Source organism: Vibrio sinensis (assembly GCF_003605645.1).
Classification (GTDB): domain Bacteria; phylum Pseudomonadota; class Gammaproteobacteria; order Enterobacterales; family Vibrionaceae; genus Vibrio; species Vibrio sinensis.
This window is the reverse complement of the sequence record NZ_QVMU01000007.1, coordinates 25,351-48,352: the sequence shown is the minus strand read 5'-3', so window position 1 is coordinate 48,352 and position 23,002 is coordinate 25,351. Positions and strand designations below refer to the sequence as shown.

At 42.9% G+C, this 23,002-nt stretch carries 23 protein-coding genes and 6 tRNA genes; 17 read left to right on the top strand and 12 right to left on the bottom strand.

The genetic code is table 11. The annotated features are described in order from the left end of the window. Positions 1 to 116: 116 nt before the first annotated feature. From DZ860_RS09770 to DZ860_RS09755, 4 genes are all read right to left on the bottom strand, one after another. The gene (locus DZ860_RS09770) at positions 117 to 623 is read right to left on the bottom strand and encodes a Fe3+-citrate ABC transporter substrate-binding protein (RefSeq protein ID WP_120030750.1); all 507 of its coding nucleotides are present in this window, start codon (positions 621 to 623) and stop codon (positions 117 to 119) included. A gap of 140 nt (positions 624 to 763) precedes the next feature. Then, positions 764 to 1,552, bottom strand: a complete 789-nt coding sequence (gene map / locus DZ860_RS09765; protein WP_120030749.1) for a type I methionyl aminopeptidase — start codon at positions 1,550 to 1,552, stop codon at positions 764 to 766. Between the two features lie 112 nt (positions 1,553 to 1,664). Further along, a tRNA-Arg gene (locus tag DZ860_RS09760) sits at positions 1,665 to 1,741 on the bottom strand. 42 nt (positions 1,742 to 1,783) lie between these two features. After that, the gene (locus DZ860_RS09755) at positions 1,784 to 2,920 is read right to left on the bottom strand and encodes a flagellar assembly protein FlgT (protein ID WP_120030748.1); all 1,137 of its coding nucleotides are present in this window, start codon (positions 2,918 to 2,920) and stop codon (positions 1,784 to 1,786) included. Positions 2,921 to 3,080: 160 nt separating this feature from the next. Here DZ860_RS09755 and DZ860_RS09750 point away from each other — a divergent pair, with 160 nt between their 5' ends. Both DZ860_RS09750 and flgP read left to right on the top strand, forming a co-directional pair. Then, positions 3,081 to 3,716: a FlgO family outer membrane protein gene (locus DZ860_RS09750; RefSeq protein ID WP_120030747.1), complete on the top strand. Its 636-nt coding sequence runs from the start codon at positions 3,081 to 3,083 to the stop codon at positions 3,714 to 3,716. A gap of 9 nt (positions 3,717 to 3,725) precedes the next feature. Further along, positions 3,726 to 4,157, top strand: a complete 432-nt coding sequence (gene flgP / locus DZ860_RS09745; RefSeq protein ID WP_120030746.1) for a flagellar assembly lipoprotein FlgP — start codon at positions 3,726 to 3,728, stop codon at positions 4,155 to 4,157. A 112-nt stretch (positions 4,158 to 4,269) separates the two neighbouring features. Here the strand turns inward: flgP and DZ860_RS09740 are convergent, their stop codons facing one another. The 3 genes from DZ860_RS09740 to flgA form a co-directional block, all read right to left on the bottom strand. Further along, positions 4,270 to 4,695, bottom strand: coding sequence for a flagella synthesis protein FlgN (locus tag DZ860_RS09740; RefSeq protein WP_120030745.1), 426 nt, complete (start codon positions 4,693 to 4,695; stop codon positions 4,270 to 4,272). An 18-nt stretch (positions 4,696 to 4,713) separates the two neighbouring features. Further along, on the bottom strand, positions 4,714 to 5,031 hold the full coding sequence (flgM, locus tag DZ860_RS09735) for a flagellar biosynthesis anti-sigma factor FlgM (protein ID WP_120030744.1): 318 nt from the start codon (positions 5,029 to 5,031) through the stop codon (positions 4,714 to 4,716). A 104-nt stretch (positions 5,032 to 5,135) separates the two neighbouring features. Next, the gene (gene flgA, locus DZ860_RS09730) at positions 5,136 to 5,882 is read right to left on the bottom strand and encodes a flagellar basal body P-ring formation chaperone FlgA (RefSeq protein ID WP_120030743.1); all 747 of its coding nucleotides are present in this window, start codon (positions 5,880 to 5,882) and stop codon (positions 5,136 to 5,138) included. 76 nt (positions 5,883 to 5,958) lie between these two features. Here flgA and DZ860_RS09725 point away from each other — a divergent pair, with 76 nt between their 5' ends. The 15 genes from DZ860_RS09725 (at position 5,959) to DZ860_RS09655 (ending at position 22,141) form a co-directional block, all read left to right on the top strand. Continuing rightward, a complete protein-coding gene (locus DZ860_RS09725) occupies positions 5,959 to 6,885 on the top strand; it encodes a chemotaxis protein CheV (RefSeq protein ID WP_120030742.1) in 927 nt (308 codons plus the stop codon). A 10-nt stretch (positions 6,886 to 6,895) separates the two neighbouring features. Further along, complete coding sequence (locus DZ860_RS09720; RefSeq protein WP_120030741.1) at positions 6,896 to 7,723, top strand: CheR family methyltransferase; 828 nt, start codon at positions 6,896 to 6,898, stop codon at positions 7,721 to 7,723. A 335-nt stretch (positions 7,724 to 8,058) separates the two neighbouring features. After that, complete coding sequence (flgB, locus tag DZ860_RS09715) at positions 8,059 to 8,454, top strand: flagellar basal body rod protein FlgB (RefSeq protein ID WP_120030740.1); 396 nt, start codon at positions 8,059 to 8,061, stop codon at positions 8,452 to 8,454. Between the two features lie 4 nt (positions 8,455 to 8,458). Beyond that, positions 8,459 to 8,875 carry a flagellar basal body rod protein FlgC gene (flgC, locus tag DZ860_RS09710; protein WP_120030739.1) on the top strand — a complete coding sequence of 139 codons (417 nt, stop codon included), beginning with the start codon at positions 8,459 to 8,461 and terminating at the stop codon, positions 8,873 to 8,875. A gap of 17 nt (positions 8,876 to 8,892) precedes the next feature. Further along, entirely contained in the window at positions 8,893 to 9,603 is a 711-nt protein-coding gene (gene flgD / locus DZ860_RS09705) for a flagellar hook assembly protein FlgD (protein ID WP_120030738.1), read from the top strand. A 27-nt stretch (positions 9,604 to 9,630) separates the two neighbouring features. Continuing rightward, on the top strand, positions 9,631 to 10,935 hold the full coding sequence (gene flgE, locus DZ860_RS09700; protein ID WP_120030737.1) for a flagellar hook protein FlgE: 1,305 nt from the start codon (positions 9,631 to 9,633) through the stop codon (positions 10,933 to 10,935). A 214-nt stretch (positions 10,936 to 11,149) separates the two neighbouring features. Beyond that, positions 11,150 to 11,899: a flagellar basal body rod protein FlgF gene (locus tag DZ860_RS09695; RefSeq protein WP_120030736.1), complete on the top strand. Its 750-nt coding sequence runs from the start codon at positions 11,150 to 11,152 to the stop codon at positions 11,897 to 11,899. Positions 11,900 to 11,937: 38 nt separating this feature from the next. Then, positions 11,938 to 12,726, top strand: a complete 789-nt coding sequence (gene flgG, locus DZ860_RS09690; protein ID WP_120030735.1) for a flagellar basal-body rod protein FlgG — start codon at positions 11,938 to 11,940, stop codon at positions 12,724 to 12,726. Between the two features lie 27 nt (positions 12,727 to 12,753). Next, positions 12,754 to 13,533, top strand: a complete 780-nt coding sequence (gene flgH / locus DZ860_RS09685; protein ID WP_120030734.1) for a flagellar basal body L-ring protein FlgH — start codon at positions 12,754 to 12,756, stop codon at positions 13,531 to 13,533. A gap of 47 nt (positions 13,534 to 13,580) precedes the next feature. Further along, positions 13,581 to 14,672 carry a flagellar basal body P-ring protein FlgI gene (locus DZ860_RS09680; RefSeq protein WP_120030733.1) on the top strand — a complete coding sequence of 364 codons (1,092 nt, stop codon included), beginning with the start codon at positions 13,581 to 13,583 and terminating at the stop codon, positions 14,670 to 14,672. A 12-nt stretch (positions 14,673 to 14,684) separates the two neighbouring features. Then, positions 14,685 to 15,632, top strand: a complete 948-nt coding sequence (gene flgJ, locus DZ860_RS09675; protein ID WP_120030732.1) for a flagellar assembly peptidoglycan hydrolase FlgJ — start codon at positions 14,685 to 14,687, stop codon at positions 15,630 to 15,632. A 254-nt stretch (positions 15,633 to 15,886) separates the two neighbouring features. Next, positions 15,887 to 17,761 (top strand): flagellar hook-associated protein FlgK, encoded by a 1,875-nt coding sequence (flgK, locus tag DZ860_RS09670; RefSeq protein WP_120030731.1) that lies wholly within the window; start codon positions 15,887 to 15,889, stop codon positions 17,759 to 17,761. Between the two features lie 9 nt (positions 17,762 to 17,770). Next, positions 17,771 to 18,964, top strand: a complete 1,194-nt coding sequence (flgL, locus tag DZ860_RS09665) for a flagellar hook-associated protein FlgL (RefSeq protein WP_120030730.1) — start codon at positions 17,771 to 17,773, stop codon at positions 18,962 to 18,964. Between the two features lie 363 nt (positions 18,965 to 19,327). Further along, on the top strand, positions 19,328 to 20,467 hold the full coding sequence (locus DZ860_RS09660) for a flagellin (protein WP_120030729.1): 1,140 nt from the start codon (positions 19,328 to 19,330) through the stop codon (positions 20,465 to 20,467). A gap of 537 nt (positions 20,468 to 21,004) precedes the next feature. After that, positions 21,005 to 22,141, top strand: coding sequence for a flagellin (locus DZ860_RS09655; protein ID WP_120030728.1), 1,137 nt, complete (start codon positions 21,005 to 21,007; stop codon positions 22,139 to 22,141). Positions 22,142 to 22,337: 196 nt separating this feature from the next. On the opposite strand, the gene DZ860_RS09650 is transcribed toward DZ860_RS09655, so the two are convergent. From DZ860_RS09650 to DZ860_RS09630, 5 genes are all read right to left on the bottom strand, one after another. Next, a tRNA-Leu gene (locus DZ860_RS09650) sits at positions 22,338 to 22,422 on the bottom strand. A gap of 77 nt (positions 22,423 to 22,499) precedes the next feature. Continuing rightward, positions 22,500 to 22,574 (bottom strand) — tRNA-Gln (locus tag DZ860_RS09645). Between the two features lie 34 nt (positions 22,575 to 22,608). Then, positions 22,609 to 22,693: transfer RNA gene (locus DZ860_RS09640), tRNA-Leu, on the bottom strand. A 51-nt stretch (positions 22,694 to 22,744) separates the two neighbouring features. Continuing rightward, positions 22,745 to 22,821: transfer RNA gene (locus tag DZ860_RS09635), tRNA-Met, on the bottom strand. A 77-nt stretch (positions 22,822 to 22,898) separates the two neighbouring features. Next, positions 22,899 to 22,973, bottom strand: a tRNA-Gln gene (locus tag DZ860_RS09630). Positions 22,974 to 23,002 lie beyond the last annotated feature (29 nt).

Genomic DNA, 23,002 nt, shown 5'->3' with positions numbered 1-23,002 from the left:
ATTAATATGATAAAAAAACCGACGTAAGTCGGTTTTTTTATCATTAAAATTCAATACTCGCTAAAACTCAGTACTCATTGAAGCTAAAGGCTCATGAGGATCTTGAGTATCGAGAGTTATTTTAATCCAATGCTAGTCAGGCGGCCCATAAAATCGAGAATTTCTAAGTTCTCTTTATTGGCTTCAAGCAGTGCTTTTTTTGTTTTGGTATAAGCCGCAAGTCGTCCATGTTTATTGATGGAGCAAACAACACTTCGATAAATCAACTTACCGTTGGCATCATAATTACGCCAAGCTGCAATGAAGCATTCATCTTTTGCGGTTGGGTTTTCTTTTGTTGGACGCGGCTTGAAAATGATTTTAGGTTCTAAAGAATGGGGTAGACGCGTCATTAAGTAAGGGTCTTTCAGTAAGCGAGGCCAAAATTTCCCCCACATTTCCAGACCGATTTCATTGCGAAGTTGAATTGCTTTTTTGAGACCTTGTTCTTCTCCTAACTTTATGAATCCAACAGAACGATGTAGCACTTCATCATCAGGAGTATGGATGTGAATTTTATAGGCAGTCTTAGCTTTAGAAATAAACCGGTGTCCGGTATTAGTTATTAAATTGCTCTTCGGCATAATTTTAACTGATATATTTGTTATTAATTTAAATGATAAGCAATGTTTGCTCATTTTTAAAGGTGAGACATTCGATAATTATAGCTATATCTGATTTTAATGCTGAAATTCTATTTTATTTAAATGGTTAACTTAAAGTGTTAAGAAACTAAATGCAGCTCATCAGGGCGCAAAGTCAGCACTTCGACGCCGGAATCGGTTACTAAAACCGTGTGCTCAAACTGAGCTGAAAGTCGGTTATCGTCAGTCACAACAGTCCAACCATCGGACAAGGTGTGCACTTTTCTTGAGCCTTGATTAACGATAGGTTCGATGGTGAAAGTCATCCCTGGTTGTAAGAGCAAGCCTTGTTGCGGCAAGCCGAAATGGAGAACTTGGGGCGGTTCATGCATTCGTTGACCTATACCATGGCCACAATATTCTCTAACGATGTTATAGCCTAACGACTCAATATAACTTTGGATTGCATAGCCGACATCCCCTAAATAAGCACCGGGCTTGACTTGTTTTATCCCAACCCACATTGCTTGGTAGGTATCAGACACTAGTTTCCTGGCATGGTGAGGGCTATCTGGCATGATGAACATTTTACTAGAGTCGGCAATCCATCCCTCCTTTTCTAAGGTGATATCAAGGTTAATGATGTCGCTTGATTTAAGGATTCGATCGGAAAGAGGAATTCCGTGACAGGCTTCGTTATTGATGGAACAGTTAATGGCGTAGGGGTAGCCATATTGTCCTATGCTTGCTGGTCGCGCATTCAATTGATTGATGATGTAACGTTCAACCCATTGATTGATTTCCATTGTGCTAAGTCCAGGCTTTACATATTGTTCAAGTACAGTAAAGAGCTGAGCGAGTAACTGCCCTGACTGACGCATCTTCTCTATCTCTTGGTCTGTTTTGATTGGAACATGCCTTTGGTCCATATGTGCTCCCTCATATGACTTGATCCGATTGTTTGGTAAGAACACCGGGATATATCATCATTCTGCCATTAAAAAAGCCCCATTCAAATAAATGAATAGGGCTTTGATAAAGTGGCGCTCCCGACAGGATTTGAACCTGTGACCTATCCCTTAGGAGGGGATTGCGCTATCCAGCTGTGCCACGGGAGCGTTGTCTATTGTTGTTCTAGCGCGAATAAATCGCACCGAACGTTATCTTATGATTTTATGCATCACATCGCCGATTTGAATGCTACCAGCCAGTTCTGGTTGATCGATACTCAGCTCCGCTTCATTTTCGTATAAACGAGATACGGTGAGAGTTATATCGGTTTCTGTGACTTTGTTGCGTGGTAATCCACGTTGATCCATGAATGAACCGGTGTGCCAGAGTTGAAGTTGGTCACCTGGTTTTACCCCATGTAGGCGGCCTAAGTTAATCGTGACGGTATTTTCCCACTTTGCCACAACTTCGGGCAAGGTGATTTTACAAGAAACCTCTGACTCTAAATCAAGCATAATATTGCGACTAACACGCAGCATCATTTCGCCATAGGTTGATGCCCAAAAGCGCGCGCTACGCGTATCGACTTGGCTCGTTTTAGCAAATGGCCAACGAGCAACTTCACGATAGGTGCGATTATATACCTCGTTTCCGGTTTTGCCGTCAAAAATAGTCATTTCTAAAGCAAATTGGCGGTTAATAATATCTTCACCAAGAACTTTTTGGTCAATGGTTGCCGTTAAGTCATTGATGACGCCGCCAATTATATATTGTGCGCCAGTATCTTCAGCAATCATTTTAAGGCGTTCAGGATATTGTTTGCTGATTTCAAAATCGGTAGTACCGACAGAGACAAAGCTTGCCGATTCCTGATCAAGTTGACGATTGATTACCTGAGCAAAGTCATCACCTACGTTATAGATTTGCCCCATTACTGCTTGTTGTGGCGATGCGATGTCGATATTACCGACAAGAAATGTCTTTTTGTATTGGCTGACATGGCAACCTATTGCCGATGGGTAAATATCAATTCGAGCACGAACGAACATAATGTTGTTGCGAATTTTTTGTTCGGTGACCAGAACGTAGCGTACTTCGTGGTTGGTGAATTGATATTCCGAGCGAGTACTGTCCAGTAGTGGCCTTAGATTCGCGATACTGCCGATATCGGCACCGGAGAAAGTGACCGCCTTATAGATAGCGTCCTCAAGCGCATAGATACGCGCCGCTTCCTCAGAAGAGACGACGGTGGCAGTGCCAGTCACTTCATACCAACCTGCTTGGGCATTTGCACCGAGCAAACTTAAATAAACGGTGGAAATTAAAATGAGAATCGTCTTTTTCATGAGTATTTTACCAATTGGGTACACTTTTTGCTTAATAATCGATAACTGATTTGGGTAAGTTTTCTAAACCGTGGCAGTTTAGAAAAGCAAGGAATGTTCCACTTTTTGCTAAAGACAGCGAGTTTGAACAATTTTCGCCCAAACTACTGGAGAAAAGAGAATGAAAAAATGGTTAGCACTAGTACCTGCTGTGTTCTTAACAGCCTGTGCATACTCGCCAGTTTATAATGGTAAGGAGCCTTATCAGGGCTCACCTTTTATGCTGATGGATAGTCCTCGTCATACGCTGGACTATTTTATTGAAAGCATGACGGAAGAACTAGTTATTTCCAATACAAGTGTCTCGGCGCGTACACCGATCGCTGTGACGTCATTTGTTGACCTGCAACATTTGGATGCGACGAACTGGTTAGGTAACTCCGTTTCTGAAGGATTTATTCATCAATTTCAACGTCGTGGTTTTAAGGTGGTGGATTTCAAAACTACCGGTAATATTCAAGTTACCCAGCAAGGTGATTTTGCTTTAAGCCGTGATTGGAAAGATCTTGCTCATGAACAAGATATTCAATTTGTTTTGACTGGAACCATGCTGCGTCAAGAGGGCGGGGTGCTGGTAAATGCACGTGTTGTTGGTATGCAGTCACGCATTGTTGTGGCGACCGCACAAGGCTTTTTACCTGCAGATCGGATTGGGCGAGATTTAGATACGTTGAATAGTATTCGAACTCAAGATGGGGTGTTGATTCGTTCAGACCCAAGTATTCGACAGCCATACACCGTTATTCTGCGTCCATAGGAAAAATAGATGAAGAAACTGTTTTTATTTGCCATTGTGTTTGCCATGGTTGGATGCCAACCACTGAGTAACATGCGTCCTGATGATTTTTTGACGGCCGTAGGCTATGCCAGTATTGGTGAGCAAAAAGGCCGAAATGAAGAAGAGAAACAAGTTAGAGCGATGCGAGCATCAAAGATTGATGCTTACCGTGAACTTGCCGAACAGGTATATGGTATGAGAGTGAGTGGTCGCGCAGAACTCATTGATCAACGTCTTGGTACAGAACAGACATCAGGTGCTGTTGATGGGGTTATCCGTGGTGCTGAAGTGATTCGTAGTTATAAAGTGGGCGATAGCTACGTAACTGAACTGCGATTAGATATTCAGAAAATGAATAAACTTCGAGATTACGGTGAAGTTCAGCAAGTACCAGAAAAGCGTCAGCAGACATTATTTTAGATTTTTCTCTTTTCTTTAGTTCATAAAAAAGCGGCAATAGAAATTGCCGCTTTTTTATTGATTCATTTCAGATGCTAAGTTTATATATGCTTAGCGTATGACATAGAGACGTTTAGGCCTTGATATTTGTACCTAAGGTGCTGAAGTTTCGGGTTTGTCCTTCAGCATTGTATGTCATACCAAACTTACCTTGGCTTTGTTTCATTAAATTATTGAGTTTATTAAAACTCAACTGAGCACGTTGTAATGCTTCACCGTTGGTAAGGTTGGTTTTTTGGCAGTGTTCAATGGCTATTTTTATTTGCTCAACGAGTTGGCTTAATTCAGGATCAGACTTCAGGCTTGCGATCTCTGGGTGCCGAGCAATGCGCTGATCTGTTTGTTGTAGTCGTTCAATCAGAATGACTTTTTCAGCGGCTAATGTTTCAATATTTTTTGCATTACGTTGAGTGATCGCAAGCTGCTCTCTATCTAATAAAGTTGAGAGTTCATTGGCATTGGTGAGTTGAAACTCTACTAAGCCTTTCAGTGCTGCCATCGATATTCCTCGCTATGGCTAGAATCCGCCAAGTTCGCTTTCAAATTTAATCATGTTACTTGCCAATTTTTCTGGGTCAACCACGTATGAGCCATTGGCAATAGCTTCTTTAATAGCGGCGACTTTCGCTTGGTCGAAGCTTGGTTGGCTTACCATTTGATTGTGCATTTCACCTACCGCGCGTCCCTGGGAACTCAGAGATACGGCATCTTGTGCGACGTTACTTGTTCGCGAACTTCCCGTACTGTTGCTGGAAGCGTTAGTTTCATTACGTGCTGCGCTACGAGTCGAAGTCGTTAAAGTTTGCCCAGAACGTATATTGTCTATACCTGCCATGAATTAAGCCTTCTAGTAATTGATCTTACCTGCATTGACATTATCGACAGCTCAATACAAAACTTTAGAGGTTTTTCTGATCTTTCCGTGGTGGTCAATCGATCCTAGAAAACCACGCTGACTTCCGCAATTCCGGAGACGTTCGCCTCAATTATACGATTGGATTTGATGTTTTTCACCCTAATCTGCTCGCCGTGTGAGCCGTCTGATAAAGCCGTACCTTTAGTGGTAATTGTCATACCTGATTTTATTGCTTTTATGGTGACGGTTTCATTTCTGCACACAACACATATATCATTTTGTCGAATTACGTTACCGACTCGGAGGTTTTTCTTTGCTTTTGCGCCTGTCACAGCATTAACAGAGGAAAAGCCTTGCCGCCGTATACGCTGCAAGTCTACCATAGTAACGGTAATATCGCTCTGAGCAATGATTTGCCCCTTATTCATTGGGTTAATCAATGTGACCTGTGGGCCTGTTTTCGTTAAACGAACAGGAACATACATTCGCCAATCATCGTCGACACATTCCACCATGACGGTAATATTGCTGCTTGCAGAGTTAGTCGAAGATGAGGACGTTAATAGCGCCGTCGGGCAATCTGTTGCAAAAACACGAGAGTCAATATTGGCTGATTTCGCCTCTAAAGTGCCCCCTGCTGGCCATTCTATCGTATCGAGTATATAGTTTTGCGCTGCTTGCTGAATCGACTCAATTTGTGATTGAGTGGCAGATGTTGCGGAAAAACTAAAGAATATCAGTAAAATTCCGATAAACTGATACATAGTAATTTTAAAAGCGTTGTGATTTGCTTTGTAAAATGGGTAATAGGGTGATTTAAGGTGTATCATTCCGTTTGTCTTTTTGCCGTCGCTAACGTTAGATTATCACTTTTTTTACAAGAAAGTTTGAGATGGAGATGAACTTATGACGGGTATTCTTGATTCTGTGAATCAGCGTACGCAACTCGTCGGTCAAAACCGATTAGAGCTATTAACGTTTAGGCTAATGGGGCGTCAGCGCTATGGTATAAACGTATTTAAGGTCAAGGAAGTTCTTCAGTGTCCTAAACTGACGCTAATGCCTAACTTACATCGTTTGGTTAAAGGTGTCGCGCATATTCGAGGCCATACCGTTTCAGTGATTGATTTGAGTTTGGCGATCGGCGGACGTCCTACGACTGATGTAGATAAGAGTTTTGTTGTTATTGCTGAGTTTAACCGTACGATTCAAGCGTTTTTAGTATCGTCGGTTGAGCGCATTATTAACATGCACTGGGAGGGGATTCTTCCACCACCTCAAGGTTCAGGTAAAGCTAATTACCTGACAGCAGTGACAAACATCGATAATGAATTGGTCGAGATTCTTGATGTAGAAAAAATCTTAGCTGAAATTGCACCTGTCGATGAAACGATGGATCGCTCAATTGGCCAAGAAATAGCACAAGCTGAAACGCAAAAAAAGATCGTTCGACGTATCCTTATCGCGGACGACTCAACGGTTGCTCGTAAACAAGTTGAACGAGCCATTACATCGATTGGTTTTGAAGTTATATCGGTGAAAGACGGTAAAGAAGCATATGAAAAACTGCTAGAAATGGCGGCTCAAGGCTCTATCTATGATCAGATTTCACTGGTGATCTCTGATATTGAAATGCCTGAAATGGATGGCTACACATTGACGGCGGAAGTTCGTCGCAACCCAGAGATGAAAGATTTATATGTTATTCTTCACTCATCACTTAGTGGCGTATTTAACCAAGCGATGGTTGAACGTGTTGGAGCCAACGCTTTTATTGCCAAATTTAATCCAGATGAGCTTGGAAACGCAGTAAAAACAGCGCTTACAAATTAAAGAGAAATTAATGACAGCGATAACCATCAGCGATCAAGAATATCGCGATTTTAGTCGGTTTTTGGAATCTCAATGCGGAATCGTATTGGGTGATAGTAAGCAATACTTAGTCCGAAGCCGCTTAAGTCCCTTGGTCAGCAAGTTTAAATTGAACTCGTTATCGGATTTACTACGAGATGTGGTGACAGGACGTAACCGAGAATTACGTGTTGCTGTGATTGATGCAATGACAACAAACGAAACGTTATGGTTTCGTGATAGTTACCCATTTACGGTTTTGGCAGAAAAGCTATTGCCAGAAATGGCCGCGAATAAGCGACCAATTAAGATTTGGTCAGCAGCAAGTTCATCGGGTCAAGAAGCGTACTCAATGGCGATGACGGTTCTTGAAACTCAACAACGTAGACCTGGTTTTTTGCCAAGTGTTTCGATTGTTGGTACTGACATTTCAGCAAGCATGTTGGATATGTGTCGTACCGGCGTTTATGATAATTTAGCGCTAGGACGCGGTTTGTCTCCTGAGCGTCGCCGAGCCTTCTTTGAAGATGCTGGCGATGGGCGAATGAAAATCAAAGATACGGCAAAGCGTCTTGTCAGTTTTCGCCCTCAGAATTTGATGGATAGCTACGCGTTGCTGGGTAAGTTTGACATCATTTTTTGTCGTAATGTATTGATTTACTTCTCGCCAGAAATGAAAGCGAAAGTACTCAATCAAATGGCAGCGAGTTTGAATCCCGGTGGTTATCTACTATTAGGAGCTTCTGAGTCTCTTACCGGTTTAACCGATCGATTTGAGATGGTTCGTTGTAACCCAGGGATCATCTACAAGCTTAAGTAGACCGATTTAATCTTGGTCTGCTCCCAATAAAAAACCCAGCTTTGGCTGGGTTTTTTGCTTTTTAGTGAAATTTCCCATTTCGCTTGTTTTAGGTTCGCATTAGTTAAATGTCTGGCCTATTAATTGCTTTATTTCAATAAGTAATACCTCGAGAAGTCATTCATTAGTTAGCCATTCACAACGAAGCTTCCACTTAATATGTCATTAAGTGAAATACTCACGATTTTGTACACACATTGCGTCTAATCTATGTTGGCGAAGTGAAGTTCAAAAAGTTGGTACACTAATTGCAACGTATTACGGTAATAACGGTCAGTTCTTTTGTAGGGGTAAACATGGCTATTTCTTTTGATAAAGCGTTAGGTATCCACCAGCATACGGTTGGCCTCCGAGAGCGCAATGCTGAGGTGATTTCTACCAATATCGCGCAAGCGAACACCCCAGGTTTCAAATCAAAAGGAATGGACTTCCAACGAGCTTTGCAAGCGGCAAGTTCGGAGGCAAGTATTGGTCTTAATCGTACCGATGGTCGGCATATTCCTGCCTCTACACGAATGACAGGGGAAGTGCAGTACCGTCTTCCGACACAACCTGACACGGGTGATGGTAATACGGTTGATGTTAATTTGGAGCGTAACCAGTTTATGCAAAACCAAATTCGACACCAAGCATCACTCGACTTCTTAGGAAGTAAATTTAAGAACTTAACCAAAGCGATTAAAGGGGAATAATTAGATGAGCCTATTTAATGTATTCAATGTAACTGGTTCTGCAATGAGTGCTGAATCTGTTCGTCTAAATACAACCTCAAGTAACTTAGCGAATGCTGACAGCGTAGCTAGTTCAGCAAAAGATACCTATAAAGCTCGTCACGCGGTATTCGGCGCCGAGTTGAACCAAGCGCTTTACAACCGCGATGATACGGTACCAGTGAAAGTATTAGGCATTGTTGAAAGTGATAAACCGCTGAGTGCGGAGTACAACCCAGATCACCCTCTAGCAAACAACGAAGGCTACATTTATAAGCCGAACGTGAACGTGATGGAAGAAATGGCAAACATGATTTCTGCTTCTCGTTCGTATCAAACTAATGTTCAAGTTGCAGATGCAAGCAAACAAATGTTGCTACGTACTTTGCAGATGGGTCAATAAGGGTAAGGAGGTAACGTATGGCCGGTGGTATTAACAACGTTGGTCAAAGCGGCTTGTCTTATGTCGACCAGCTGAAAGCTTTGCAAGGTAATAAAAAGCCCGATGAAACAACAGGTAAGCAAGATCTTAAGCAAGAAGACTTCTTATCTTTGCTGACAAAGCAATTAGCTCAACAGGATCCATTTAAACCGGTTGGCAACGATCAAATGATCGCTCAAATGGCGTCATTCGCTACGGTAGATGGTATCGGCAAGATGAATAATCAGTTCGATACCTTGAATGCTTCCATGACATCTAATCAAGCCTTACAAGCTTCATCGCTTGTCGGTCGTGATGTGCTCGTCCCTGGTGCTGCTGGCGTGAAGCAAGCGGACGCAGGAATGGCTGCCATGGTTAAGCTACCACAATCAGTAGAAAACGTTTTTGTACGTATTGAAAATGAAGCGGGCCAATTAGTACGAACACTGGAGGCGGGTGCAAAACCAGCAGGTGATAGTCGTGTTGAATGGGACGGGAAAGATGAAAACGGTAATCCATTGCCGGCTGGAAAATACAAGGTGAAAGCCTCGGGTTTGATGGATGGGGAGAACAAAGAGTTTGACGTATCGACTTACGCAAACGTGAACAGCGTTCTTCTTGGTAAAGGTGATGGTAACGTACTGCTCAATCTGGCTGGCTTTACGTCGCCAGTTCGACTTGCTGAAGTACTTGAAGTAGGCAAAGCGTAACAACGTAGGCTAGATAGGAGATTTGGAATGTCATATGTATCTTTAAGTGGTCTTTCAGCGGCACAGCTGGACTTAAACACCACCAGTAACAATATCGCGAACGCGAATACGTTTGGTTTTAAAGAGTCACGCGCAGAATTTGGTGATGTGTACTCAAGCTCATTGTTTACTAACTCTAAAACCACGGCTGGCCAAGGTGTGCAAGCGAATAAGGTCGCTCAACAATTCCACGAGGGTTCGAGTGTTTACACCAATAACCCAATGGATTTACGTATTGGCGGAACGGGTTTCTTTGCTGTTGCGAAAGAACGTTTAGTACCTCAGCAAAATGAATTAACCCGTAACGGTGCATTCCACTTAAACAAAGATAACTACATGGTAACTTCAAATGAGGAGTACTTACTGGGTTATCAAGTTGACCAAAACTCGGGTGAAGTACTTTCCTATGAGCCTCAGCCTTTAAACATTCCTGCGGAGTTTGGTAAGCCAAAACAAACAGCAAACATTGAAGTCGGTGTGAACCTACCGGCTAATGGCGATCTAAAAGATCCGACGCTGTTTGATCATACCGATCCTAAAACGTATAACCGTACAACTTCATCGACAATCTATGACTCGATGGGTCAGTCGTACAAACTCAGTACTTATTACCTAAAAGATCAAACTCAGCCTAACACTTGGCAGACCTACTATACAGTAACGGATAAAGAGGGTGAAAAGCCGGTGAACATTACCGGTGGTGATGCAACAACGCCAACTGGACATGTGGGTCACACCATGAAGTTTAATAATGATGGTACGCTTGCAAGTCTAAACTCAGGCAACAACATTGTATCAGCAGCGTTAGGTGCGGGTGTTCCACCTGTTGAAATGAACGGTGCTGATATCAATCAGACACTATCATTTGGTCTTGATTCAGCAACACAATTTGCAGCCCCATTTGAATTGACTAAATTTGATGAAGACGGCGCTACTACTGGTTTCTTGACTAAAATTGACTTTGATGAAAACGGCAGTGTATTGGGTACTTACTCTAACGGTGAGAACATTACACTAGGTCGTGTTGCTTTGGTTCGTGTACCAAACGAACAAGGTCTTGATAAGAAAGGCGGCACTCAATGGGATTCGACCCAATACTCAGGTGATAAAATCTGGGGTGAGTCGAACAAGGGGTCATTTGGTACCATTAACAACGGTACACTAGAGCAATCAAATATCGATATGACTCAAGAGCTGGTGGATTTGATTTCTGCTCAGCGTAACTTCCAAGCGAACTCGCGTTCATTAGAAGTACATAACCAGCTACAACAAAATATTCTGCAAATCCGATAAGCACTGCTTAATCGACCATAGCGGAAATAGGTGGCAAACTGGCGGCAATCGCTGGTTTGTCATCATTGCCATTTCCAGTTATCTTTTTCTTCTACTACCACCTTACATCTATCTATTTTATCTAAGCTTCTGTTTTTAATTACTTTAACTCACGCCTTTAAATTGGCTCGAAAATTGCTTAACTTCGTTTGAATAGTGATTCTTGGAGCAAATTATGGACCGTGCCTTGTTTCTCGCCATGAGTGGCGCTAAGCAGAATATGCAAGCGCTACAGTTAAGAGCGAATAACCTCGCAAACGTGAGTACTACTGGCTTTCGTGCTGATTTAGCGCAAGCTCGTTCAATGCAAGCCTATGGTGATGGCCTGCCAACTCGTGTCTTCAGTATGACTGAACGTCCGGGACATAATTTTCAACAAGGTAGCGTGATTACAACGGGTCGAGATCTTGACGTTACGATTCAAGGTGACGGTTGGATGTCGGTTCTGGACTCAACGGGTAAAGAGGGTCTGACTCGTAACGGTAACCTTAAAGTTGATGCAAATGGTCTCTTGACCAGTGGCTCAGGTCATTTAGTACTTGGTGAAACGGGCGCGCCAATTACGCTACCAGTTCCTGTCAGTAAAATTGAAATTGGTGGCGATGGTACCATTTCGGTTGTTCCGCAAGGTGCTCCTGCGGATGCCATTGAAGTGGTTGACCGAATTAAGTTGTCACGTCCAGACAATCAATCACTATTCAAAGATGTAAACGGTTTATTCCGTTCTAAAACCCCAAATACAGCTTATGAAGCTGATGCCGGTGTAAAGCTACTCACTGGTGCTATCGAGGGCAGTAACGTTAATGCCATTGGTGAAATGACCAGTTTGATTGATCTTCAACGTCAGTTCGAGATGCAAGTCAAAATGATGAGTACAGCGGAAGAGTTGGATAAAGCTTCTGACTCACTACTTCGCTCAAGCTAATAGACAGTATTAGTTCATTCAATTCTTAGGAGAATATTATGCATCCGGCACTATGGGTTAGTAAGACAGGTTTAGACGCACAACAAACCAATATTTCAACGATTTCGAACAACTTAGCGAACGCCTCGACTATAGGTTACAAGAAAAGTCGTGCGGTATTTGAAGATTTGTTCTATCAAAATATCAACCAAGCAGGCGGTCAGTCGTCACAGAACACTGAACTACCAAGTGGGTTGATGTTGGGTGCCGGTTCGAAAGTGGTCGCGACACAAAAAGTGCATACTCATGGTAATGCGCAAACGACATCAAACAGTTTAGATATGATGATTGAAGGCGATGGCTTCTTTCAGATTTTGATGCCAGACGGCAACATTGGCTATAGCCGTAATGGTCAGTTTACCGTAAATGATGAGGGTGCAATTGTGACCTCAGGTGCTGGCTATTCATTAGAACCAGAAATTGTGATCCCACAAGATGCTATCAGCATTACCGTGGGTACGGATGGTGAAGTCTCTGTCCGTATGCGTGGTGAGCAAAATAACGTTGTGGTTGGGCAAATCACTACCGTTGATTTTGTTAACCCAGGCGGTCTTGAACCTATTGGTCAAAACCTTTACTTGCCGACAGGTGCAAGCGGTGATCCTCAAGAGGGTGTCCCGGGCTTTGATGGGTTTGGTGATGTTCGTCAATCGATGTTGGAAACGTCTAACGTGAACGTAACCGAAGAGCTTGTGAATATGATTGAAGCTCAGCGCGTTTACGAAATGAACTCTAAAGTGATTTCAGCGGTTGATAAGATGATGAGCTTTGTGAACCAGCAGCTTTAAGCAGTTAATCATTAAGAGGAAATGATCATGATCCGAATATTGACTGTACTTGCTATCGCTGCCTTATCTGGGTGCTCAATGCTCGAGCCGCCAATTGAAACGCCGGATGTCGTTCAAGGCACAACAACGGTTGATGCCGTTGAGGGCGATAAATCTCAGCAACAAAGTACTGGATTAATTGATACCTTGCGTGAACGCGTTGATCCAGTTGCAGGGGACCCAGCTTGGGCACCAATACATCCTAAGCAGGAACCGTCTCACTATATCGCAGAAACGGGTTCACTATTTAATGCTTCTCAAGCAATGAGTTTATACAACGACTCTAAGCCTCGTGGAGTCGGTGACATTATTACCGTGACCTTGGAAGAGAGTACTAAAGCGGCAAAAAGTGCCAATGCGGATATGTCGAAGAAAAACGACGCCAAAATGGAACCGCTATCTGTCGGTGGTCAAGTATTAGAAATGGGTAAATACAATTTCTCATACGATTTAAATAATACCAATACGTTTGCAGGTGATGCCTCAGCGAAGCAAAGCAATAGCCTTACGGGTTCGATTACGGTTGAAGTGATCGAGGTGCTAGCCAATGGTAATTTGATCATTCGTGGTGAAAAGTGGTTAACACTGAATACGGGTGATGAGTACATTCGCTTAAGTGGCACTATTCGCCCAGATGATATTAGCTACGACAATACGATTGCTTCAAATCGAGTTTCTAACGCTAGAATTCAATATTCAGGTGCCGGTACTCAACAAGATATGCAAGAACCTGGATTCTTGGCACGATTCTTTAATGTCTCTCTTTAATCAAATCAAAGTCGAAGATTTGACATTGAGTAAAGTAAGGTCCCCGGATGAATAAATTGATTTTCCTATTAACCAGCATGCTACTGGTTTCAACCCAAGTTAACGCTGCACGAATTAAAGACGTTGCGGAAGTTGCTGGGGTACGTAGTAACCAATTAGTTGGCTACGGATTAGTAACAGGCTTGCCGGGCACTGGGGAATCAACGCCTTTTACCGATCAAAGCTTTAACGCAATGCTGCAAAATTTCGGCATTCAGTTGCCGCAAGGCACCAAACCCAAAACGAAAAACGTTGCTGCGGTTATTGTGACTGCGGAGCTGCCTGCATTTTCCAAGCAAGGACAAACTATCGACGTCACTGTCTCTTCGATTGGATCTGCGAAAAGTTTGCGTGGCGGAACACTAATGCAAACCATGCTAAAAGGTCTCGATGGGCAAATTTATGCCGTTGCTCAAGGCAATCTAGTCGTGAGCGGCTTTAGTGCAAGCGGTGCTGATGGCTCAAAAATTGTCGGGAATAACCCGACAGCCGGTATGATATCAAATGGCGCAATGGTCGAGCGCGAAATACCAACACCATTTGGTCGTGGTGACTATATTACCTTTAACCTACTTGAGTCTGATTTCACTACCGCGCAACGTATGGTTGATGCAGTAAATAACTTCCTTGGCCCTCAAATGGCATCAGCGATTGATGCGACCTCCGTTAAGGTTCGTGCGCCGCGTGATATCAGCCAGCGAGTCGCTTTTTTGTCAGCGATTGAAAACCTAGAATTTAATCCTGCTGATGGTTCAGCAAAAATCATTGTTAACTCTCGCACAGGAACCATTGTGGTGGGTAAGCACGTTAGGCTTAAACCCGCAGCGGTCACACATGGCGGTATGACGGTGGCGATTAAAGAAAACCTCAATGTGAGCCAGCCAAACGCGTTTGGTGGTGGTAAGACAGTTGTGGTACCTGACTCGGATATAGAAGTGAGTGAAGCACAAGGTAAGATGTTTAAATTCGAACCAGGGCTGACTCTGGATGATCTTGTTCGCGCAGTAAATGAAGTTGGTGCTGCTCCATCAGATTTGATGGCTATCTTGCAAGCATTGAAGCAAGCAGGGGCCATTGAAGGCCAACTGATCATTATCTAAGGGAATAAGAGTATGATTAATAATGGCAATGATATTGGCTTTATTCACGATATCTCCGGCTTAGATAAGCTAAGACAGCAAGCTGTTAAAGGTGGTGAAGAAGACGAAAAGAGTGCTTTAACAGCGGCAGCAAAGCAATTTGAAGCGATCTTTACGTCGATGTTATTTAAATCAATGCGAGAGGCAAATGCAACGTTTGAATCTGGTTTGATGGACAGCCAAAACCAACAGTTTTATCGTCAAATGATGGATGAACAGATGGCGAGTGAGCTGAGTTCATCGGGTTCGTTGGGCTTAGCTGATATGATTGTTGCTCAATTGAGCTCAGCAAATGCCGATGAACCTAAAGCGACTCCGAATCAAGATGATTTTGCCGTACTAATGGAAAAGGTTGATAAGGCGCGAGCGACTCAGTCCCAAACGCCAGAGTTGACGCCAGAATTGAAACCAGTAGCCGACGTCGCAAATAGCACATCTACTTTAACGGCTAAGTCAACCTCGTTTGATTCACCAGAATCGTTTGTCTCTTCAATGAAGCCTTATGCTGAACGTGCAGCTCGTGCGTTAGGGGTCGATTCGTCATTATTGATTGCTCAAGCGGCGCTAGAAACTGGCTGGGGCAAGAAGATGGTCTCGAACTCACGCGGTAATAGTAATAATTTATTTAATATTAAAGCGGATAAGAGTTGGGACGGGAATCGCGTTGCGACGAAGACATTGGAATATCATCAAGGTATTCCGGTTCAAGAAAATGCGGCGTTTCGGTCATATTCTAATTTTGAAGCTAGCTTTAATGACTATGTTCGTTTTCTTAATGAGAATCCTCGTTATAGCACGGCATTACGTCATGGCGGAAACTCTGAGCAGTTTATTCATGGCATCCATCAAGCCGGTTACGCAACAGATCCTAACTACGCCGACAAAGTATTAAAAGTAAAAGCAAAAATAGATCAAATGTAATATCAGTAGGTTCGAAGACTATCAGTGTTTTCGAGCCTATATTCCATAGTGTTCAATCACCGCATCGATTTTCATCACCATTCTAGTTGTCATCTTTTTATCCCTATATGCCGATAATTTTTCAGCAATTCAAAGCCAATATAATCTCTTACTTTTACCACGTCATAAATGAAATTTAGTTTGGCATGAATGTTGCTTTCTAACCTTTAGTTATTCAGCTTAGGCTGATTCTTATTAGGTTTTTGGGGGGCAATATGGCGTCGGATCTACTGAATCTTGGTGCACAAAGTGTACTAACGGCTCAGCGACAGCTAAATACCACGGGTCATAACATTTCCAATGTGAATACAGACAGCTACAGTAGGCAGTCTGTGATTCAGGGAACTAATGCCCCGACGAGTTTTGCCGGACAAAGCTATGGCATGGGTGTGCATGTGGATAATGTTCGCCGCTCATGGGATCAATTTGCCACCAATGAGCTTAATCTATCCACAACAAACTTTGCTAACAAAGTCGATACTGAAGAAAACCTTGAGATGGTCTCAAGCATGCTGTCTTCAGCGGCCTCAAAAAAAATCCCCCAAGACTTTAATAAATGGTTTGATGCAGTAACGGCACTTGCCGATACTCCGAATGATGTTGGTGCTCGTAAAGTCGTTCTTGAGAACGCGAATTTGATAGCGCAGAACATCAATGGTTTTCATGAAACCATGCGTCGCCAATACGATGTTACGAATCAAAAGTTGTCGATGGGTGTCGAGCGAATGAACCAATTAGCGGTAGAAATTCGTGATTTAAACCGTTTAATGATGCGTAGTCCTGGCCCTCATAACGACCTAATGGATCAGCATGAAAAATTGGTCGCTGAACTTTCTGAATACACTAAGGTCACCGTAACGCCACGTAAAAACCGAGAAGGTTTTAACGTTCATATCGGTAATGGGCATACCTTAGTTTCGGGAACCGAAGCAAGCCAATTAAAAATGGTCGATGGCTTTCCAGATGTAAAACAGCATCGCTTAGCTATGGTGGAAGGGAACGCGGTAAAAGCGATCACAAGCAAAGACATGGATGGCAAAATTGGCGCGATGCTCGATATGCGTGATGAGCTGATGCCATATGTTATGGACCAACTCGGTAAGTTAGCAACCGTGTTTTCCGATCACGTGAATAAATTGCAAGCTCAAGGCTTAGACCTCAATGGTGACGTTGGTGGTTTGATGTATACCGATATCAATGCTGATTGGGTTGCTAAATCCCGCGTGGTGACGTCATCAAATTCAACAGCAGACCTTGCGGTATTCATTGATGATACTAAACAATTAAAAGGTGCTGAGTATTCCATCCTTTATACCGGAAGTGATTACTTAGTCACTAGCCCAAATGGGCAACAAAGCAAAATTGATTTAAAAGACGACGCTCTAGAGTTTGATGGTTTGCGTGTTGAAGTTCGCAATAACTTAGCGGACGGAGAGCGAGTGCTAATTCGTCCAACTCGTCTGGGTGGAGCGCAAATGAAGCTTGAAACGAATGACCCAAGTCATATTGCCGCTCAAAGTTATGACGCATCTACCACGTTTGCTCAGGGCAAAGCGGAATTTAAAATTGTTGATGCGGGTGAACTAAGAGAATTTGAAGTCGTGGTTTCCCCTGATGGATTGCAGTTTGCGGTAACCGATACTGAGGGGAAAGTGTTGCTATCACCGCAAGCTTACCCACCATCAGAGCCAGTTACGGTTCTCGGTACCACATTTGAACTCTCAGAGGGCGCATTGCCAAACGATAAGTTTACGGCAAACCTTGTCCCCTCTGAAGGTGATAACGGCAACCTAATTAAGATGCAGAACCTGCAAATAGATAAGCTAGTGAATAATGGCGAGTCGACGGTATTGGATATCTATTACGATTTAAACACTGAAGTCGGTTTGAATACCGCTACTGCTTCTCGACTGACCGACATATCGCGTTTAGAAAAAGAATCAGCGCAAGAGCGAGTGGCTTCAATTGCCGGCGTCAATTTAGATGAAGAAGCGGCAAACATGATGAAATTTCAGCAAGCCTACATGGCATCGTCTCGCATCATGCAAGCGGCAAACGACACGTTTAATACCATCTTGGCGTTGAGGTAGGGTGAATAAATGTTGAATCGAATCTCGAGCTTTCACAATTATCAATCAGTACAAAATGATCTACGTCGTCAAGAAACGCAGGTGCATCACAACCAAGCGCAGTTAGCGTCAGGCAAGAAATTGCTTAAAGCCAGTGATGATCCATTGGCGACTCACTATGTTCAAAATATTAATCAGCAAGATCAGCAGCTTGATAAATATATAGATTCAATCGTATTAACGCGAAACCGTTTGGAGCACCATGAAGTTTTGATTGCGAATACGGAAGGTTATGCCGATGAAGCCAAACGTTCTGTGATGGAAATGATTAATGGCTCTTTATCACCAGAAGATCGCTTGGCAAAACGTCGTGAGATTCAAGAGTTGGCAAATAACTTACTGACCTTGGCAAATGTTCAAGATGAGGCTGGTAACTACACATTCGCAGGTACTAAGCCGAAGAACCAACCATTTTTCAGAGATAAAAATGGTGATGTTTCTTATTCGGGCGATAACTACCAGCGCTTGATGAAAATTGCTAACAATTTGGATGTGCCGATTAATGATCCGGGAAACCGAGTCTTTATGGAAATTAGCAATCCGTTCGGCGATTTTGAACCTGAATATAAATTGCAAAACGGATCTGAGTTGTTGCTCGAACGAGCGACCAATTTAAATAGCTCAGATACGGCAAATTATACTGTGACGTTTGTTGATATGCCGGATGGTAAATATGGCTACCAACTTGAGCAAAATGGCAGTGTGGTTAAAGCGGATGCATTCGATCCATCAGAAGGCATAAAGTATGGTGATGTGTCGATTTTTGTAAAAGGGCAAATTTCGAAAGGGGATTCCATCACTCTTGAACCGCGCAAAACATTCAGTATTTTCGATACCTTTAAAAATGCGATGGAATACGCAGATGGCTCTGTGTCAGACACATCAAATACAGCAGAGCTGCATCAGATGACTGAAGAATTCCAAGCTGCGTTTATTCATTTAAACAAGGTGCGTACTGATGTCGGTGCTCGTTTGAGTTCATTGGATATTCAAGAACAACAACACGAAGATTTTAAGCTGACGCTTGCCAAGTCAAAAAGTAATTTTGAAGATCTAGATTATGCCCAAGCCGTTATTGAATTTAATGAAAATTCACGGGCATTGCAGGCATCACAACAGGCATTTGGTAAAACCAAAGATCTGACCTTATTTAATTATATTTAATGCCTTACGTGCTATGCCGTAAGTGCGCAATACCGCTACTTAAGTTATGAACATTACGAGTAACTCGCTATGGCAACTGAGTGGCAAATAAGCGGCAAACGTTTGATTGCCATAATCAATACTGAGTACTGCATTAATATGCCTAACACGAGTATTGATTTAAATTATTGATAAATAAAGCTAAATTATTTTATTTGTTGTGTATCAAAGTTGGCACATAAATTGAATTGTCTAGCGTAGAGTTGAATTAAACAATTTAAACTGGTGTATGCCGGTTTAGCGAGTCATTTACGGTCAGTGCTTCCAAATGAGATTAAGCTGGCCGCTTCGCAAGCACTTGCGAACTCACTAGGAGAGCAAACTATGACCATTACAGTAAATACTAACGTCTCTGCTATGACAGCACAGCGTTATTTAACGAAAGCGACAGGGGATTTAAACACTTCTATGGAGCGTTTATCTTCTGGGCAAAAAATTAATAGCGCGAAAGATGATGCGGCAGGTCTGCAAATTTCAAACCGTTTAACTGCGCAAAGTCGTGGTCTTGATGTGGCAATGCGTAATGCTAATGATGGTATTTCGATTGCTCAAACGGCGGAAGGTGCGATGAATGAATCAACAAGCATTCTTCAGCGTGTTCGAGACTTAGCACTGCAATCTGCAAACGGCACTAACTCAGACTCAGAGCGTCAAGCGATCAATGAAGAAGTATCAGCACTTCAAGATGAGCTAAACCGAATTGCAGAAACGACTTCATTCGGTGGCCGTAAGCTACTTAATGGTTCATTTGGTGAAGCTTCTTTCCAAATTGGTGCTAGCTCAGGTGAGGCCATTATTATGGGGCTTACCAGCGTACGTGGCGATGACTTCCGCATGGGTGGACAAACGTTCACTAGCGCAGAGGGAAAAGATAAAGATTGGGGTGTTGCTGCGGATAAAAGTGATTTAACACTGAACTTTACAACCAAAAGTGGTGAAGCGGTTGCTCTAAACATCAATGCGAAAGTTGGCGATGATATTGAAGAACTGGCGACTTACATTAATGGTCAAACAGATTTATTGAAAGCGTCTGTCGATGAAGATGGTAAATTGCAAATGTTTGCCGCAGAGCCAAATTTGCAAGGCAATATTACTTTTGGTGGTGCACTGTCGGGTGAACTTGGATTGAAATCTGGTCCGGGCATGCAAACTACCGTTGAAAGCATTGATGTGACATCGGTTGGTGGCGCGCAAAATGCGGTTGGTATTGTGGACTCAGCTTTAAAATACGTTGATTCACAACGCGCGGATTTAGGTGCAAAACAAAACCGTTTAAGCCACAGCATCAATAACTTGGCAAATATCCAAGAAAACGTTGAAGCGTCGAATAGTCGTATTCGTGATACTGATTTCGCGAAAGAAACGACAGCGATGACTAAAGCACAAATTCTGCAACAAGCTGGTACTTCCATTCTAGCTCAAGCAAAACAATTGCCTAACTCCGCAATGTCATTATTGCAGTAGTAGTAAATTGCTTTTCAGACATAAATAACCCAGACGTGGGGTCTGTTGAGCGTTTACGGCAAGCACACATGATATCGAACGTTGAGTTCTCTCACATTACTCTAGTGAGATAACATGTGTGTATGGCAGCCAAGCTGTGATCATTTCTCTCGATCTCCTTGTTGGCTACCTCAATAGCCCCAGTTCTCTCAAAGGATGGGGCTTTTCCTTTTCTTGTCCCTTTCAATTTTTTAGAGTGTTATCGTTAAGCTCTTTTGTTTACTTCTCCGATCTCATGCTATTCCTTTCTATTGAATAGGCTGTTCATTAGCCGATCCGATACCCATTTATACCTATTCATTTCATTGCTTGAGTACTCTCTCGATTAGCGTTCTTATTGGTACAAAATGCCAAATTGGTCACTTTTTGTCTCGTTTGTTCTAAAGTTGACCAGTTTTAAGCCGCTAAAGGGATACTTTGAGAGAACTTATTGGTTTGCCGAGACGTCGGAAACCTTTTAAAACTTCCGCTTTATGGAAATCAATAGGAGATACGATTATGGCAGTGAATGTAAATACCAATGTATCGGCAATGACGGCTCAGCGTTATCTAAATAGTGCGACGCAATCACAGCAAACCTCTATGGAGCGCTTAGCGTCAGGATCAAAAATCAATAGCGCAAAAGACGATGCTGCTGGGTTACAAATTTCTAATCGTTTGTCAGTTCAGAGTCGAGGTTTGAACGTTGCTGTGCGTAACGCCAATGATGGTATTTCCATCGCACAAACGGCTGAAGGTGCGATGAATGAAACAACCAATATTTTGCAGCGTATGCGGGACTTGTCTTTGCAGTCAGCTAATGGTTCAAATTCAAAATCAGAAAGAATCGCCATTCAAGAAGAGATTACATCACTTAATGATGAATTGAATCGAATCGCAGAAACCACCTCTTTTGGTGGTAACAAATTATTAAATGGAACCTTTTCGACTAAATCGATGCAGATTGGTGCTGATAATGGCGAAGCGGTGATGCTGACATTGAATGATATGCGCAGTGATAACCGATTGATGGGCGGGAGTAGCTATCTCGCGACAAACGCAAAGCAACCGGACTGGACCGTTCAAGCCGATACGAATGCACTTGATATTACCGTTACCGATAAACTGACTGGAGCGGCGGAAACCGTCAATATTGTAGCTAAAGCTGGGGATGATATTGAGGAACTGGCGACTTATATCAATGGACAGACCGATAAAGTTACCGCTTCGGTTAATGACCAAGGACAATTGCAGATCTTTACTGACAATAATACGGTTGAAGGTGCGGTTACTTTTGGCGGCTCATTGGGCAGCGATCTAAACATGGGGGCGGCTAAGTCGGTCACAGTAGACAGTATGAATGTGACGACTGTGGGCGGCGCACAAGAATCGGTCGCGATCGTGGATGCAGCATTGAAATATGTGGATAGTCATCGCGCGGAATTAGGGGCATTCCAGAATCGTTTTAATCACGCGATTAATAATCTTGATAATATTAATGAAAATGTCAATGCGTCTAATAGTCGAATCAAAGATACAGACTTTGCTAAAGAAACGACTGCATTGACCAAAGCTCAAATATTATCGCAAGCTTCAAGTTCAGTACTCGCTCAAGCGAAACAAGCTCCTACAGCGGCGTTAGGCTTATTGGGATAACGTTTAAGGTGTTTGGTCGGATAATCCAGCCTATGTGCTGGATTATCCGTATTAGAGCCCTATACGAGTGCAAAAAGTCGGTTTGAGATTATAAAAAGAAAATGGGCCGACATCGTTATTAAAATAACATGTACGAATAGAAAATGAGATAGGGCAGATAAAACAAAACCCAGCAAAAGCTGGGTTCTATTAATGATGGTGCGGTCGGAGAGACTTGAACTCTCACACCTTACGGCGCCAGAACCTAAATCTGGTGCGTCTACCAATTCCGCCACGACCGCAGCAAACTTTTATAGTTAAAAAGACATTGGTTATCTTAGTAACGTTGTCAYGCTGATTACTCAACATGTTTAAATAGTGGCAGGTCTACCTGGATTCGAACCAGGGAATGCCGGCATCAAAAGCCGGTGCCTTACCGCTTGGCGATAGACCTACAGCAATAACTTAATTATAAGTTATTAGAATGATGGTGCGGTCGGAGAGACTTGAACTCTCACACCTTACGGCGCCAGAACCTAAATCTGGTGCGTCTACCAATTCCGCCACGACCGCAGCAAATCTTTATAGTTAAGAAGACGATTGGTGAGTCTTAATAACGTTGTATGGTGGCTACTACGGGATTTGAACCTGTGACCCCATCATTATGAGTGATGTGCTCTAACCAGCTGAGCTAAGTAGCCTTGCGAGCGGAATAATATATACATTCTCACTCTCAGTGACAACCCCTTTTATTCAAAAGGATAATCACTTTAATTTATGGCAGGTCTACCTGGATTCGAACCAGGGGATGCCGGCATCAAAAGCCGGTGCCTTACCGCTTGGCGATAGACCTACAACGATAACTTATTGGCAATAAATTAT

Excerpts from the sequence above, each read along its gene's own strand:
- DZ860_RS09770 (WP_120030750.1), bottom strand. The coding sequence starts at position 623 with ATGCCGAAGAGCAATTTAATAACTAATACCGGACACCGGTTTATTTCT.
- map (WP_120030749.1), bottom strand. The coding sequence starts at position 1,552 with ATGGACCAAAGGCATGTTCCAATCAAAACAGACCAAGAGATAGAGAAG.
- DZ860_RS09755 (WP_120030748.1), bottom strand. The coding sequence starts at position 2,920 with ATGAAAAAGACGATTCTCATTTTAATTTCCACCGTTTATTTAAGTTTG.
- DZ860_RS09750 (WP_120030747.1), top strand. The coding sequence starts at position 3,081 with ATGAAAAAATGGTTAGCACTAGTACCTGCTGTGTTCTTAACAGCCTGT.
- flgP (WP_120030746.1), top strand. The coding sequence starts at position 3,726 with ATGAAGAAACTGTTTTTATTTGCCATTGTGTTTGCCATGGTTGGATGC.
- DZ860_RS09740 (WP_120030745.1), bottom strand. The coding sequence starts at position 4,695 with ATGGCAGCACTGAAAGGCTTAGTAGAGTTTCAACTCACCAATGCCAAT.
- flgM (WP_120030744.1), bottom strand. The coding sequence starts at position 5,031 with ATGGCAGGTATAGACAATATACGTTCTGGGCAAACTTTAACGACTTCG.
- flgA (WP_120030743.1), bottom strand. The coding sequence starts at position 5,882 with ATGATACACCTTAAATCACCCTATTACCCATTTTACAAAGCAAATCAC.
- DZ860_RS09725 (WP_120030742.1), top strand. The coding sequence starts at position 5,959 with ATGACGGGTATTCTTGATTCTGTGAATCAGCGTACGCAACTCGTCGGT.
- DZ860_RS09720 (WP_120030741.1), top strand. The coding sequence starts at position 6,896 with ATGACAGCGATAACCATCAGCGATCAAGAATATCGCGATTTTAGTCGG.
- flgB (WP_120030740.1), top strand. The coding sequence starts at position 8,059 with ATGGCTATTTCTTTTGATAAAGCGTTAGGTATCCACCAGCATACGGTT.
- flgC (WP_120030739.1), top strand. The coding sequence starts at position 8,459 with ATGAGCCTATTTAATGTATTCAATGTAACTGGTTCTGCAATGAGTGCT.
- flgD (WP_120030738.1), top strand. The coding sequence starts at position 8,893 with ATGGCCGGTGGTATTAACAACGTTGGTCAAAGCGGCTTGTCTTATGTC.
- flgE (WP_120030737.1), top strand. The coding sequence starts at position 9,631 with ATGTCATATGTATCTTTAAGTGGTCTTTCAGCGGCACAGCTGGACTTA.
- DZ860_RS09695 (WP_120030736.1), top strand. The coding sequence starts at position 11,150 with ATGGACCGTGCCTTGTTTCTCGCCATGAGTGGCGCTAAGCAGAATATG.
- flgG (WP_120030735.1), top strand. The coding sequence starts at position 11,938 with ATGCATCCGGCACTATGGGTTAGTAAGACAGGTTTAGACGCACAACAA.
- flgH (WP_120030734.1), top strand. The coding sequence starts at position 12,754 with ATGATCCGAATATTGACTGTACTTGCTATCGCTGCCTTATCTGGGTGC.
- DZ860_RS09680 (WP_120030733.1), top strand. The coding sequence starts at position 13,581 with ATGAATAAATTGATTTTCCTATTAACCAGCATGCTACTGGTTTCAACC.
- flgJ (WP_120030732.1), top strand. The coding sequence starts at position 14,685 with ATGATTAATAATGGCAATGATATTGGCTTTATTCACGATATCTCCGGC.
- flgK (WP_120030731.1), top strand. The coding sequence starts at position 15,887 with ATGGCGTCGGATCTACTGAATCTTGGTGCACAAAGTGTACTAACGGCT.
- flgL (WP_120030730.1), top strand. The coding sequence starts at position 17,771 with ATGTTGAATCGAATCTCGAGCTTTCACAATTATCAATCAGTACAAAAT.
- DZ860_RS09660 (WP_120030729.1), top strand. The coding sequence starts at position 19,328 with ATGACCATTACAGTAAATACTAACGTCTCTGCTATGACAGCACAGCGT.
- DZ860_RS09655 (WP_120030728.1), top strand. The coding sequence starts at position 21,005 with ATGGCAGTGAATGTAAATACCAATGTATCGGCAATGACGGCTCAGCGT.